This is a genomic window from Methylobacterium sp. Leaf102 (assembly GCF_001422425.1).
Taxonomy (GTDB): Bacteria; Pseudomonadota; Alphaproteobacteria; order Rhizobiales; family Beijerinckiaceae; genus Methylobacterium.
Map to the genome: position 1 here is coordinate 442,245 of NZ_LMMX01000023.1, position 12,237 is coordinate 454,481.

The following is a 12,237-nucleotide window of genomic DNA, read 5'->3' on the forward strand; positions in this document are numbered from 1 at the left end:
GGGCCGCCTGAGACCGGAGCGGGCATCTAGAACGCCAGGAGCCGTCGGGCGCGCAGGCGGGCGAGCAGGGGCAGCAGGGGCAGGCCCAGGATGGTGGTGTGGTCGCCCGCGACCTCCGCGAACAGATGGATGCCGAGGCCCTCGAGCTGGTAGGCGCCGACGCTCGACATGGCGCCGGGTCCCGCGAGCGCCACGTAGGCCGCGATGGACGCCGCATCGAGGGGCCGCAAGGTGAGGTGCGCCGTCTCGACGAAGGTGTCTGGCGCGTGCACCCCGTCGATCAGGGCCACGGCGGAATGCAGGTGGTGGGTGCGCCCGGCGAGACGCGCGAGCTGCGCACGGGCGACCGCCGCGTCGGCGGGCTTGTGGAACACGACGCCGTCGCAGGCGAGCACCTGATCGGCCCCGACGACGATCCGGCCCGGCGCACGGGCGGCCACCGCCTCGGCCTTGGCGAGGGCGAGACGCAGGGCGAGGTCGGACGGAGCGAGCCCCGCACAAGCGGCCTCGATGGCGCGCTCGTCGACACCGGGGCTTTCGGTTTCGACGGTGAGGCCAGCCCCAGCGAGGAGCGCGCGCCGGGTCGGGCTGGTGGAGGCGAGGAGGAGCGGCGCGGCGCCGCGCCATAGCGGGGAGGGGGAATCCATCGCTCCAGTGTCACGGATCGCCGCGCCCCGACAAGATGCGCTCGATTTCAGCGGCGCATGCTGCGGAAGCGGCAGTACCGGCCGTTGTCCTGGAACCCGCCCGGGCATCTGGCGACGCAGGCGCCCGCCGCGAACTTGAGAGGCGGCCGGCAGGAATATTTGTGGCTCTTGTTGCGGTACTGGTAATCCTGCGCCCGGCCGGCTTGCGCCGGGGAGACGGACGTGCCGACGATCAGAGCGAAGAGAGCGGCGCAGGCGAGACGGTTGGGCATCGGGCATCCTGAAGTGACGGATCGCAGGGTCAACCCGCGTGGGTTCCCGTTGGTTCGCGCCCTCAGGTGGCGATGAACTTCAGCCGGTGCTCGCGGTGCAGGTCGAGGATCGCCGCGGCGGTCTCCTCGATGGAGCGGCGCGTCACGTCGATGGTCGGCCAGCGGTGCTTGGTGCACAGGCGCCGGCACGCCGCGATCTCGTCGGCCACGGCCGAGCGGTCGACGTAGAGGGAGGAATCGTCGGCCTTGAGGCTGAGGAGCCGGTTCTGGCGGATCTGCACGATGCGCTCGGGGCTTGCCAGCAGCCCGACGAGGAGCGGCTTTCGCGCGTTCTCCAGGGAGGCCGGCAGCGGCATGCCGGGCACCAGGGGAAAGTTCGCGGTCTTGAGGCCGCGGTTGGCGAGGTAGATGGCGGTCGGCGTCTTCGAGGTGCGGCTGACGCCCACCAGGATCACGTCGGCCTCGTCGACATCGAGGGGCAGATTGCCGTCGTCGTGCGCCAGGGTGAAGTTCATGGCGTCGATGCGCTTGAAGTACTCGGCGTTGAGCATGTGCTGCGCGCCCGGTCGGGCCGTCGAATCCGCGCCGAGGTAGGATTGCAGCAGGGCGTGCACGGGCTGGAGCACGGACAGGCACGGCGAGCCGGTCTCGCGGCAGGCCGCCTCCAGGCGCTCGGTGAGGTCGTGGCCGACCAGGGTGTAGAGCACGAGGCCGGGCGCCGCCTCGATCTCGGAGATCACCCGTTCGAGCTGCGGACCCGAGCGCACCAGGGGGTAGACGTGCTCGATGGCCGAGACGCCCTCGTACTGCGCGGCCGCCGCGCGGCCCACGTTGATCAGGGTCTCGCCGGTGGAATCCGACACGAGGTGGAGGTGGAAGTAGCTGCGGCTCATCGAGAACTCTGTCTCCTCGGAATCAGGAGACAAGGAGCGTGCCGGCCTTGTCCACCGCTTGCGCCTTGGGGGAGTCGATGAATGTGGATAAGCCGGCTCGTCACCGTGGTCCAGGCAGGACCCACCCCGTGTTGTCGACTCTCGCGTCCACACGCCGTCCGACGCACGTCGACCGGACGCGGTTCTGGGAGAATCAGGGACCGACCGGCGCCCAGCCGCGCGGAGCGCCTCGCAAGGCACTGTCCGGCATCGTCTATCCGGGACATTGCTCGCAATCCGTTAAAGCCCTCTTAACGCCGTGGCGGCGGGGACGGCCTGTGGACGCTTTTCCGCTCCCGTCATCCAGCCCTCTAAAAGAAAAAACAGAGTCCTAGAATCTCTCTTTCCTTTTAGAAGGGCCGTGTGGGGATCGATCCGTCGCGACTTCCTCGAGCGGAGATCAGAACGGTTTTCGAGGGGGAGACAGCCGGGCCATCGGTGCTACATACCGGTCACGGGGTTTGGGTGTCGGAGATCGGATGAGCCAGGGTGATGGGGCGGACCGCGTGGTCCTGCGGGTGCTCTCGGGCGAGGCGCAGAAGCGCCCCCCCGCCTGGATGATGCGTCAGGCCGGCCGCTACCTTCCCGAGTACCGGGAAGTCAGGGCGAAGGCCGGCTCGTTCCTCGACCTCTGCTACAACCCGGATTTCGCCACCGAGGTCACCCTCCAGCCGATCCAGCGCTTCGGCTTCGAGGCGTCGATCCTGTTCTCCGACATCCTCGTGATCCCCGATGCCCTCGGCCAGGACGTACGCTTCGTCGAGGGCGAGGGGCCGCGCCTCGATCCACTCGCCGGCCGGGCCGAGTTCGAGCGCCTGCGCCAGGCCGACGATCCGGCGATCTTTTCGCATCTGGCCCCCGTCTTCGAGACGGTGCGGCGGCTCCGTGCCGAGCTTCCCCATGAGACCACGCTGCTGGGTTTCTGCGGCGCGCCCTGGACGGTGGCGAGCTACATGATCGGTGGACGCGGCACGCCCGACCTTGCGCCGTCGCGGGCGCTCGCCCGCCACGACACGGCCCTCGTCGAAGCGCTCATCGACCGTCTCGTCACCGTGCAGACCGAGTACCTCGTGCGCCAGCTCGAGGCCGGGGCCGACGCCGTGCAGATCTTCGAATCCCATGCCGGGTCGCTGCCCGACGTGCGCGGCGCCTCCGAACCGGAGGAAGCGCCCGTCAACGAGGTCGCCGAGAGCGCCCTGCCGGAGGGCACCCCGCGCGACGCCCTGACCCGCTGGTCGCTCCAGCCCATCGCCCGGATGATCGCCGGCGTGCGCGCCCGGGTGCCGGGCGCGAAGATCATCGTGTTCGCCCGGGGCTCGGGCCTCGACGGCCACGCCCGTGTGGTGCCGGAGACGGCGGCCGATGCCGTGGGCGTCGACTGGTCGGTGGATCTGGCGGCGCTCAGGGGCCGTGTGCCGGCCACCACGGTCACCCAGGGCAATGTCCACCCCGAGACCCTCATCGAGGGCGGAGCGGCCCTGGACGCCGCCGTGGACGGCGTGCTGGCGGCGACGGATGGCCTGCCGCACATCTTCAACCTCGGCCACGGCATCACGCCGCAGACGCCCATCGCCCATGTCGAGCAGATGCTGAAGCGGCTTCGCGGCTGATGGACGGCCTCTACCTCTGGATCAAGGCGCTCCACGTCGTCGCCGTCATCTCGTGGATGGCGGCGATGCTCTATCTGCCGCGCCTGTTCGTCTACCACGCCTCCCTGGTGCCCGGACCGCACGCGCAGGCGCAGTCCGAGACCTTCAAGGTGATGGAGCGGCGGCTCCTCAAGGCGATCATGACGCCGGCCATGATCGCCACCTGGATCTTCGGGCTGATCCTCGTCTGGCAGAGCGGCTACTACGCCGCCGGCTGGCTCCAGGCGAAGGTCGCCCTCGTGCTCGCCATGAGCGGCATCCACGGCTGGCTCGCCCGCATGGTCAAGGATTTCGCCGCCGACCGGAATACGCGCGGCCACAAGTTCTACCGGGTGCTCAACGAAGGACCGACCCTCCTGATGGTCGCCATCGTCGTGCTGGTGGTGGTGAAGCCGGGGCTGTGGGGGTGATCCGCCGGACCTACCCTTGGTCTACTTGTAAGGGAGTCGCTTAAAAGCTACAAAAGATCGTGGCGACTATTCTCCGGCATCCGAATTTCGTCGCATGGTTCGATGCCCTTCGCGACGATCGCGCGCTGACCCGGATCGCCGTTCGGATCAGGCGGCTCGAACTGGACAATCCGGGGGATGTCAAACCGGTCGGTGAGGGCGTCAGTGAAATGCGGATCGCTTACGGACCGGGCTATCGAGTCTATTTCCGGCGGACCGGTTCGGACATCACGATCCTTCTCTGCGGCGGCGAAAAATCAACACAGGCGCGGGACATCGAGACCGCGAAGCGGCTGGCGCGCGAACTGCGATGATCGTTGGTAGGGTAAAGCTATGACCATCGAACTGAAGCCCTGGGACGTGGCCGAGTATCTCGACACTCCGGAACGCATCGCACTCTACATCGAAGCTGTCATCGACGATGGCGACCCCGCACTGCTTGCGGCGACCCTAGGAGACATCGCGCGCGCGCGGGGCATGGCTCAGATCGCCAGGGAGACCGGGCGTTCGCGCGAAAGCCTGTACCGGGCGCTCTCCGACAAGGGAAACCCTGAACTCACCACGTTGATGGGAGTTTTGAAGGCCCTTGGGCTGCAGCTGAGCGTCAAACCCATCACCCCCGCAGCGACCTGACCCCCGCCTCAAGGACCGCCATGTCCCCGATCCTGTCCGCTGCCCTCGCCGGGATGACCCTGGCCCTCGTCGCGACGACCGCGCAGGCCGCGAGCTTCCCGTGCGACAAGGCCGAGGCGGCCGACGAGAAGGCCATCTGCGCCACCCTCGTCCTCAACGACCGCGACGTGGAGATGGCCACCCGCTTCGAGATCCTGCGCGCCATGCTGCCCATGGGCGGCAACGCCAAGCTGCGCGAGGACCAGGAAACGTGGCTCGCCGAGCGCCGCGCTTGCGAGGCGGACGTCGCCTGTCTCACGCAGGCCTACGACGCCCGTCTGAAGACCCTGCGGGCGGTGTTCTCGGAATTCGCCAAGCAGGGGCCGCTCTGAGGCGCCCTCAACCCAAACGGGCGAGAAGCCGGTCCATCAGCGGGTTGTCCGGCGTGAAGGCGTAATCGATCTTGCGCACGCTGACCGAGCCGGCTCCGGCCTTCACCAGGGCGTCGGCCAGATCGAACACCGCGTCGACGGGGCAGTGCAGCACCATCTCGCCCCGTCCCTCGGGGGCGCCGTAGGGCAGTTCGGCGTCGTGCAGGGCGGAGATGCCGGCGAGATCGATGTCGCCGTCGTCCGGCATGGCGGCGCGGACCTCGCGGGTGGTGCGGGCCCGCTCCTCGGCCTGGATGCGGCCGAGCACGGCCCGCAGGGCGTTGCGCGGGCTCGGGCCCCAGGCGGCGTTGAGGGAGGCGACGAGGTTCGCCTCCGAGCGCAGGATGATCCCGTCGTCGAGGATCTTCAGGGCGTTGGCGGCCAGCGTCGCGCCCGTGGTGGTGATGTCGACGATGATCTCGGCCGAGCCCGCCGCCGGCGCGCCCTCGGTGGCGCCGAGACTCTCGACGATGCGGTAATCCGCGACCCCGTGCTCGGCGAAGAACCGCCGGGTGAGGTTCACGTATTTCGTGGCGATGCGCAGGCGCTTGCCGTGGCGCACCCGCATCTCGGCCGCGACCTCGTCGAGGTCGCTCATGGCCCGCACGTCGATCCAGGCCTGGGGCACGGCGACCACGACGGTGGCTTGGCCGAAGCCCAGCGGGGTCAGCAATTCGACCTGGCCGCGCGCCTCGGGCAGGGATTCGCGGATGAGATCCTCGCCGGTGATGCCGAGATGGGCCGCGCCCGAGGCCAGTTGCGCCGCGATCTCGGACGCCGAGAGGTAGCGGACCTCGACGCCCGGCACGCCGACGAGCTTGCCGCGATAGTCGCGAGCACCGGTGTTCTGCGCGAGCTTCAGTCCGGCGCGGGCGAAGAAGGCGGCGGCGTTCTCCTGCAGGCGCCCCTTGGAGGGCACGGCGAGGACGAGGGGATCGGTCATCGGCGCCGGCTCACGGGTGGGAAGTGTCGGATGTTTGGGAGGTGTCGGAAGGGGCGACCCGCGAGAGCCAGACGGCGCAGCCGACGGCCGGCACCGGGATCGGACTGCCGAGATGCTGCAGGAGGCCGTCGTAGCGGCCACCGCCGACGAGGGGCGGCCCGGAGGGGCCTGCCGCCGTCACCTCGAAGATGAAGCCGGTGTAGTAGTCGAGGTTGCGCGCGAACCCGCCCGAGAAGGCGAAGCGCTCGACGGACAGTCCCCGCGCCGCCATGAAGCCCGTGCGCTCCTCGAACAGACCGAGCGCCGCCTCGAGGGGCGGATGGTCGAGGCCGGCCGTGCGGATGAGCTCGCGCATGGCGAGTGCCGCCGCGTCGGGATCGCCCGCGATGGCGCGGTAGCGCTCGACGAGGGCGCGGTTCTCCGGGTTGAGGCCGGCGCCGCCGCTCGCCTGGGCGGCGGCCTTCGACAGGAAGCGCTCGGCGATCTCGCCGGCGCTGCGTCCGCCGACCCGCGAGATGCCCGCGATGGACAGCACGTCCTCCACGAAGGCGCGCACCCCCCTGGGGTCCTGGCCCTGGATCGCCGCGAGGAGGCCCGCATGGGGATCCTCCTGGCGCACGCCGTTGGTGACCTCGTCGAGCGACCGGCCGGCCGCGATGGCCCGCAGGGTCCGGCGCTTGGCGGCCGGGGGCACGGCCAGCGCGTCGAGGAGCGCGTCGAGGAGACCCATGTCGCCCAGCCGCACGGCGACGTCGCTGCGGCCCAGGGCGGAAAGGCCCTCCAGGGCGAGGCCGAGGACCTCGGCATCCGCCGCCGGAACGTCGGTGCGGCCGATGGATTCGATGCCCGCCTGGAGGAACTCGTCCGGCTCCTCGCGCCCGAGGCGGAACACCGGCCCGCAATAGCTGTAATCGGCCGATCCCCCGGCGCCGTGCGCGAGGTGGTGGCGACAGACCGGAATCGTGAATTCCGGCCGCAGGCACAACTCGGCGCCGCCGGCATCCTGGGTCACGAAGATGCGGCGGCGAATGTCCTCGCCCGACAGTTCGAGGAACGGCTCCACGGGCTGAAGCACCGGCGGGGTCACGGCGCCGTAGCCCGCATCCGCGAACTGGGCGAGCAGGCGCGCCGTGCCGTGCGATCGTCCGCCGGCGATCGCGCCGCCGGGTTCCGGGTTCATCATGGGTCCGCCCGCCTCGTCATCGCGCCCTCGTAGCAACCGGAATCCGGCTTGGCGACCGTCGTATCGACCGTGGCGACTAGAGCCAGCCCTGCAATTCGCGCCGGACCACGGTCTCGATCACCTTGAGGCCCAATGCGCCGTCGTTGAGGCACGGGATGTAGGCGAAGCGCTCGCCGCCATTGTCCTCGAAATAGTGCCGGTTCTCGCCGTCGAGCTCTTCCAGGGTCTCGAGACAATCGGCCGAGAAGCCCGGTGCCACGATGGCCATGCGCTTCACGCCGCTTTTGGCCAGCTCCTGCACGGTCTCGTCGGTGTAGGGGCGCAGCCATTCCTCGTTGCCGAAGCGCGACTGGAAGGTGGTGCGCATCTTGTCCGTCGAGAAGCCGAGGGCTTCCCGCACGAGGCGGCCGGTCTTCACGCACTGGCAATGGTAGGGGTCGCCCTTGAGGAGGTAGCTCTTCGGCACCCCATGGAACGAGGTCAGGATCACCTCGGGCTCGAAGTCGAGCTTGGCCAGCCCCTCGCGGATCGAGGTGGCGATGGCGTCGATGTAGACCGGATCGTCGTGATAGGGCGCCGAGACCCTCAAGGTCGGCTGCCAGCGCATCTTCATCAGGGCCTTGAACGCCTGGTCGCAGGCGGTGGCCGAGGTGGCGGCGGCGTATTGCGGATAGAGCGGCACGAGGAGGATGCGGTCGCAGCCCTGGTCGAGGAGCGCCCGGATGCGCTTGTCCATCTCGGGCTTGCCGTAACGCATGGCCCAATCGACCACGACTTGGTCGCCCATGGCCGCCTGAAGACCCTCGGCCTGGCCCCGGGTGATGGTCTTCAGCGGTCCCTCGTCGCGCTCGTTGTTCCACACGCTCGCGTAGTCGCGGCCCTTCGGCCCCGGGCGCTTCGTCAGGATGATGAGGTTGAGCAGCGGCCACCAGATCAGGCGCGGCACCTCGATCACCCGGCGGTCCGACAGGAACTCCTTGAGGTAGCGGCGCATGGGCCAGTAGCTCGTGCCCTCGGGCGTGCCGAGATTGGTCAGGAGCACGCCGATGCGGCCCCAGCGCACGGGCGGATGCTCGGCGGGGAGCGGTGCGGTGCTGGTCTGGAGCGGCATGCTGTCCTGCAGGGACGTCGGGGCGACGCGTTCGGTCATCGGGTTTCCGGAATCGCCGCAGGGGCGGAAAAGTTGTGCAAACGGGGATATCTATCTAGAGCAGGCGGCCTGCCAGCATCACCCGATGGATTAGGGCGCGACATGCCGTCTCCCCGGTACTTCTTCAACCACTTCATGCCGTTCACCGGCTATCCCTATACGGGTGCCCCGACCGCCTGCAATCTCTGCGGCTCGACGCGCAGCGTGACGGTGGCGGAGACCGACCGGCGCCTGAAGACCCTGCGCTCCATCGCCTGCGAGCAATGCGGCCTCATCCGCACGGACCCGATGCCGACCCCGGCGGAGCTGGCGGATTATTACGCGACGGCCTACCGGGCCGATTATCAGCTCGCCTTCGCCGGCGGCCCCCCGCGCAACCACCTCAACCGCTCGGCCCGCGAGGCGACGTTCCGCGCCAATCTCCTGGCGCCGAAGCTGAAAGCCGGCGCCCGCGTCCTCGATTTCGGCTCGGGCTCGGGCGAGTTCCTGGCGGCCGTGCGGGCCAAGGGCTGCGAGGCCGTGGGCGTCGAGCCAGGGCGGGATTACGCCAACTATGCCCGCACGCAGCACGGCGTCGAGGTGCTGGACGATGCCGACGACGCCCGCTTCCCGGCCGGGCATTTCGACGTGATCACCACCCACCACGTCATGGAGCACCTGCGCGACCCCGCCGACGTGATGGCACGCCTGTCGCGCTGGCTGAAACCCGACGGGGTGCTCTACGCGGCGGTGCCCAACATGGCCGCGACGGGCAAGCCGCCGCACGAGCGCTTCCACTTCGCCCACGTCCACGGCTTCGTGCGGGAGACCTTCGACCTCACGGCGCGCCGAGCCGGCCTCGTGCCGCATCCGGACTATTGGCGTGAGGACACCACGGTGGTCTACGCCCGGACCGACGCGCCCATGGGGGCCCTGGCCGTGCCGGGCCTCGCCGAGCGCCTCGCCATCGACCTGAAGCCGATGCCGGCGGGGGCCTACCTCGCCTCCGGCGCCTGGATCTGGCCGATGCTGCGCCGGAACGCCAAGGCCGTGCGCGACACCTTCGTGGCGCGCTGAGAACCGTCGTCGTCGCGTCGCGGGAGCTGTCCTAGAAGGAAAGTCTCCCGACGCCACCACCGAGACCGACCCCATGCCGCGCCCCAGCCGCCGCCAGACCTTCGGCCTCGGGGTCGGCGCAGGCCTCGCCGCCGGGATACACGATGCCCGGGCGGCCTCCACCGCGCCCGAGCCGACCTTCACCCTGCTCCTCGTCAACGACCTCTACCGGATGTCGGAAACCGAGGGTCGCGGGGGCTTCGCCCGGCTCAACGCCATCGTGAAGGCCGAGCGCGCGCGCGGCGTGCCGCTCCTCTACGCCCATGCGGGCGACACGCTCTCCCCGTCCCTGATGTCGGGCTTCGACCAGGGCGCCCACATCGTCGAACTCCTCAACATCGCGCCGCCCGACGTGTTCGTGCCGGGCAATCACGAGTTCGATTTCGGGCCGGCGATCTTCGCCCGGCGCATGGGCGAGGCGAACTTTCCGGTGTTCGCCGCCAATCTGCGCGATGGCGCCGGGCGCCCCTTGCGCGGGGTGCGCGACCGGACCCTCGTGACGCTGGGCGGCATCCGGGTCGGGATCGTCGGCATCGCGCTGGCCAGCACGCCGGACAAGTCGCAGTCGGGCGACCTGCGCTTCGCCCCCGAACTCGAAACCCTGGCGCGCGAGGCGCAAACGCTCCGCGCCGAGGGCGCCGACCTCGTGGTCGGGGTCTGTCACACGGGCCGGGCGACGGACGAGGCCATCGTCGCAGGCCGCCTCGTCGACATCCTGCTGTCGGGCCACGACCACGATCTGGCACTCCGGTACGACGGCCAGACCGTCATGGTCGAATCGAGCTTCGACGCCCATTTCGTCACCGCCATCGACGTGACCGTCCAAGTGACGGGATCGGGGAAAGCCCGGACGGTGACCTGGCGCCCGAGCTTTCGCGTCCACGATTCGGCACGCGTCGTTCCCGACCCCGAGACCCTGGCGGTGGTGCGGCGACTCGAAGGGGACCTGTCGCGCGAACTCGACGTCGCGGTCGGCGAGACGCGCCTGCCCCTCGACAGCCGCATCGCCGCCGTGCGCGCGCGGGAGGCCAGCTTCGGCAACCTCGTCGCCGATGCCGTGCGGGCGAGCACGGGAGCCGATCTGGCCATCGTCAACGGCGGCGGCATCCGGGGCGACACCCTGTACCCGGCCGGCCGGGTGCTGACGCGCCGCGACATCCTGCTGGAACTGCCCTTCGGCAACACAACGGTTCTCGTCGCGCTCACCGGCGCGCAGATCCGCGGCCTCCTGGAGACGGGCGTCTCGGAATTCGGCCGTCCCGCCGGGCGCTTCCCGCAGGTCTCGGGCCTCGTCGTCACCGTCGATCCGACGGCCCCGGTCGGGGCCCGCATCGTCGCCCTGAGCCATGGGGGCGTGCCCCTCGACCCCGACAGGACCTACACCGTGGGCTCGAACAACTTCCTGTACGATGGCGGCAACGGCTACGGCGCCCTGTCCAAGGGACGCACCCTCGTCGGCGGCACCGACGGCACCCTCGTCGCCAATGCGGTGATGGCCTACATCCGGACCAACGCGCCCCTGTCCGTTCCGTCCGAGGGGCGCATCCTGACGCGTTGAGGATCCCCTGCCGATGAGTTCAGGCCCCGTCGCCGATGCCCTCGCGCGCTTTCGCCGTTCGGGCTCGCCCTGGCTCGACCTGCCGTTCTTCGAAGGCGGCGCGGCCGACACCGTGGCGATGCGGGTCGATGAGCGCATCGCCGAGGGCGTCACCGTGCTGCCGGCGCCGGAGAACATCTTCAACGCCCTGGCGCTGACGCCGCTGACCGAGGTGAAGGCAGTGATCCTCGGCCAGGACCCGTACCCGACGCCGGGCGATGCCAACGGGCTGGCCTTCTCCTATGTCGGCCCGCGGCGCCTGCCGGCCTCCCTCAAGGTGATCCTGGCCGAAATCCCCGACGCGCCGGCCAAGCCGACGACCGGCGACCTCACGCCGTGGGCGCGCCGCGGTGTGCTGCTCCTGAACTCGGCTCTCACGGTGGAGCAGGGCAAGTCCGGTGCTCACTTGCGCTACGGCTGGGCGTCGCTCACCGATCAGGCGGTGGAAGCCGTCTCGAAGCGGGCGGAGCCGGCGGTGTTCCTGCTGTGGGGGGCGCAGGCCCGGGCGCGGGCCGCCCTCATCGACACCGCGCGCCACGGCGTCATCGAATCCGGCCATCCCTCGCCCCTGAACCGCCAGCGGGATTTCCCCGGCTCCCAGCCCTTCGCGGCGGCGAATGCCTGGCTGACGGCGCAGGGCGTCGCGCCCATCGACTGGCGTTTGGACTGAAGCGACGCAGCCGCTCGGACGTACCCCCTCGGCCGTGCCCCCTTGGGCTCGGCTCCTTGGACGCGCCCCCTTGGAGGAGTGGGGCGGGCGGTCTATTTCCGTCGAGCGCATAAGCGGAATTTAAGAAGCCGCCGCACCCCGAGGAAACGCCCGATGCCCGTACGCCCCCTTCTCGCCCTGAGTCTCGCGCTCGCCCTGCCGACCGTCGCGCAGGCCCAGATCCGCAACGCCCCGCAGCCGCGGGCCCTCGAATTCGCCGCCTACATCTTCGCCGCCGCCAATGTCTGCGGCTACCGCATCGGTGCCGAACAGTTCGAGGCGCTCTTGGAGAAGCAGGGAACGCGCGCCGCCGATGTCGGCCCGCGCGGCCCGTTCGGCGGCCGGGTCCAGACGATCTTCGCGATGATGTCGAACCAGATGCAGCTCAACCGCGAGACGGCGTGCCTCGCGGTGGCCGGCGAATACGGCCCCGAGGGCAACATCACCAAGAACGTGCTGCTGCCGCCGATGCCGGCCGGTGCCCCGAACGAGGCCGCCCCGGCCGAGCCCGCGCCGAAGCCCGCGCAGTAAGGTCTGGATGCCGTAGGGTTCGGACGGAGGTCCCGAG

The 12,237-nt window shown here is 70.0% G+C and carries 15 protein-coding genes; 9 read left to right on the plus strand and 6 right to left on the minus strand.

What is annotated here, in order from left to right:
- Nucleotides 1–26 precede the first annotated feature (26 nt).
- From ASF27_RS13540 to ASF27_RS13550, 3 genes are all read right to left on the minus strand, one after another.
- Nucleotides 27–647, minus strand: a complete 621-nt coding sequence (locus ASF27_RS13540; protein WP_056360759.1) for a Maf family protein — start codon at nucleotides 645–647, stop codon at nucleotides 27–29.
- Between the two features lie 47 nt (nucleotides 648–694).
- Nucleotides 695–919: a hypothetical protein gene (locus tag ASF27_RS13545; RefSeq protein ID WP_056172569.1), complete on the minus strand. Its 225-nt coding sequence runs from the start codon at nucleotides 917–919 to the stop codon at nucleotides 695–697.
- 62 nt (nucleotides 920–981) lie between these two features.
- Nucleotides 982–1,812, minus strand: coding sequence for a pyruvate, water dikinase regulatory protein (locus ASF27_RS13550; RefSeq protein WP_056172573.1), 831 nt, complete (start codon nucleotides 1,810–1,812; stop codon nucleotides 982–984).
- 518 nt (nucleotides 1,813–2,330) lie between these two features.
- On the opposite strand from ASF27_RS13550, the gene ASF27_RS13555 reads away from it, so the two are divergent.
- The 5 genes from ASF27_RS13555 to ASF27_RS13575 are packed head-to-tail and all read left to right on the plus strand — an operon-like array spanning nucleotide 2,331 to nucleotide 4,953.
- Entirely contained in the window at nucleotides 2,331–3,461 is a 1,131-nt protein-coding gene (locus ASF27_RS13555) for a uroporphyrinogen decarboxylase (protein WP_056360760.1), read from the plus strand.
- Nucleotides 3,461–3,910 (plus strand): protoporphyrinogen oxidase HemJ, encoded by a 450-nt coding sequence (gene hemJ / locus ASF27_RS13560; RefSeq protein WP_056172579.1) that lies wholly within the window; start codon nucleotides 3,461–3,463, stop codon nucleotides 3,908–3,910. Before ASF27_RS13555 ends, hemJ begins: the two co-directional genes overlap by 1 nt.
- Nucleotides 3,911–3,969: 59 nt before the next feature.
- The gene (locus tag ASF27_RS13565; RefSeq protein ID WP_056360763.1) at nucleotides 3,970–4,263 is read left to right on the plus strand and encodes a type II toxin-antitoxin system RelE/ParE family toxin; all 294 of its coding nucleotides are present in this window, start codon (nucleotides 3,970–3,972) and stop codon (nucleotides 4,261–4,263) included.
- Between the two features lie 19 nt (nucleotides 4,264–4,282).
- Nucleotides 4,283–4,582 carry an addiction module antidote protein gene (locus tag ASF27_RS13570; protein WP_056172582.1) on the plus strand — a complete coding sequence of 100 codons (300 nt, stop codon included), beginning with the start codon at nucleotides 4,283–4,285 and terminating at the stop codon, nucleotides 4,580–4,582.
- Between the two features lie 20 nt (nucleotides 4,583–4,602).
- Nucleotides 4,603–4,953, plus strand: a complete 351-nt coding sequence (locus tag ASF27_RS13575; RefSeq protein WP_056172585.1) for a lysozyme inhibitor LprI family protein — start codon at nucleotides 4,603–4,605, stop codon at nucleotides 4,951–4,953.
- Nucleotides 4,954–4,960: 7 nt separating this feature from the next.
- Here ASF27_RS13575 and hisG read toward each other — a convergent pair whose 3' ends face one another.
- From hisG to hemH, 3 genes are all read right to left on the minus strand, one after another.
- Nucleotides 4,961–5,935, minus strand: a complete 975-nt coding sequence (hisG, locus tag ASF27_RS13580) for an ATP phosphoribosyltransferase (RefSeq protein ID WP_056172589.1) — start codon at nucleotides 5,933–5,935, stop codon at nucleotides 4,961–4,963.
- Between the two features lie 10 nt (nucleotides 5,936–5,945).
- Nucleotides 5,946–7,118, minus strand: a complete 1,173-nt coding sequence (locus ASF27_RS13585) for an ATP phosphoribosyltransferase regulatory subunit (RefSeq protein WP_056172592.1) — start codon at nucleotides 7,116–7,118, stop codon at nucleotides 5,946–5,948.
- Between the two features lie 76 nt (nucleotides 7,119–7,194).
- Entirely contained in the window at nucleotides 7,195–8,268 is a 1,074-nt protein-coding gene (hemH, locus tag ASF27_RS13590) for a ferrochelatase (RefSeq protein WP_056360766.1), read from the minus strand.
- Nucleotides 8,269–8,370: 102 nt separating this feature from the next.
- On the opposite strand from hemH, the gene ASF27_RS13595 reads away from it, so the two are divergent.
- The 4 genes from ASF27_RS13595 (at nucleotide 8,371) to ASF27_RS13610 (ending at nucleotide 12,200) form a co-directional block, all read left to right on the plus strand.
- A complete protein-coding gene (locus ASF27_RS13595; protein WP_056172597.1) occupies nucleotides 8,371–9,324 on the plus strand; it encodes a class I SAM-dependent methyltransferase in 954 nt (317 codons plus the stop codon).
- Nucleotides 9,325–9,397: 73 nt separating this feature from the next.
- Complete coding sequence (locus ASF27_RS13600) at nucleotides 9,398–10,921, plus strand: bifunctional UDP-sugar hydrolase/5'-nucleotidase (RefSeq protein WP_056172599.1); 1,524 nt, start codon at nucleotides 9,398–9,400, stop codon at nucleotides 10,919–10,921.
- Between the two features lie 13 nt (nucleotides 10,922–10,934).
- Nucleotides 10,935–11,630: a uracil-DNA glycosylase gene (locus tag ASF27_RS13605; RefSeq protein ID WP_056266775.1), complete on the plus strand. Its 696-nt coding sequence runs from the start codon at nucleotides 10,935–10,937 to the stop codon at nucleotides 11,628–11,630.
- 153 nt (nucleotides 11,631–11,783) lie between these two features.
- Nucleotides 11,784–12,200, plus strand: a complete 417-nt coding sequence (locus ASF27_RS13610; protein ID WP_056360773.1) for a hypothetical protein — start codon at nucleotides 11,784–11,786, stop codon at nucleotides 12,198–12,200.
- Nucleotides 12,201–12,237 lie beyond the last annotated feature (37 nt).

Coding starts and splice junctions, on each gene's coding strand:
- ASF27_RS13555 (WP_056360760.1), top strand. CDS start 2,331: ATGAGCCAGGGTGATGGGGCGGACCGCGTGGTCCTGCGGGTGCTCTCG.
- ASF27_RS13545 (WP_056172569.1), bottom strand. CDS start 919: ATGCCCAACCGTCTCGCCTGCGCCGCTCTCTTCGCTCTGATCGTCGGC.
- ASF27_RS13600 (WP_056172599.1), top strand. CDS start 9,398: ATGCCGCGCCCCAGCCGCCGCCAGACCTTCGGCCTCGGGGTCGGCGCA.
- hisG (WP_056172589.1), bottom strand. CDS start 5,935: ATGACCGATCCCCTCGTCCTCGCCGTGCCCTCCAAGGGGCGCCTGCAG.
- ASF27_RS13540 (WP_056360759.1), bottom strand. CDS start 647: ATGGATTCCCCCTCCCCGCTATGGCGCGGCGCCGCGCCGCTCCTCCTC.
- ASF27_RS13585 (WP_056172592.1), bottom strand. CDS start 7,118: ATGATGAACCCGGAACCCGGCGGCGCGATCGCCGGCGGACGATCGCAC.
- ASF27_RS13605 (WP_056266775.1), top strand. CDS start 10,935: ATGAGTTCAGGCCCCGTCGCCGATGCCCTCGCGCGCTTTCGCCGTTCG.
- hemH (WP_056360766.1), bottom strand. CDS start 8,268: ATGACCGAACGCGTCGCCCCGACGTCCCTGCAGGACAGCATGCCGCTC.
- ASF27_RS13570 (WP_056172582.1), top strand. CDS start 4,283: ATGACCATCGAACTGAAGCCCTGGGACGTGGCCGAGTATCTCGACACT.
- hemJ (WP_056172579.1), top strand. CDS start 3,461: ATGGACGGCCTCTACCTCTGGATCAAGGCGCTCCACGTCGTCGCCGTC.
- ASF27_RS13610 (WP_056360773.1), top strand. CDS start 11,784: ATGCCCGTACGCCCCCTTCTCGCCCTGAGTCTCGCGCTCGCCCTGCCG.
- ASF27_RS13550 (WP_056172573.1), bottom strand. CDS start 1,812: ATGAGCCGCAGCTACTTCCACCTCCACCTCGTGTCGGATTCCACCGGC.
- ASF27_RS13575 (WP_056172585.1), top strand. CDS start 4,603: ATGTCCCCGATCCTGTCCGCTGCCCTCGCCGGGATGACCCTGGCCCTC.
- ASF27_RS13595 (WP_056172597.1), top strand. CDS start 8,371: ATGCCGTCTCCCCGGTACTTCTTCAACCACTTCATGCCGTTCACCGGC.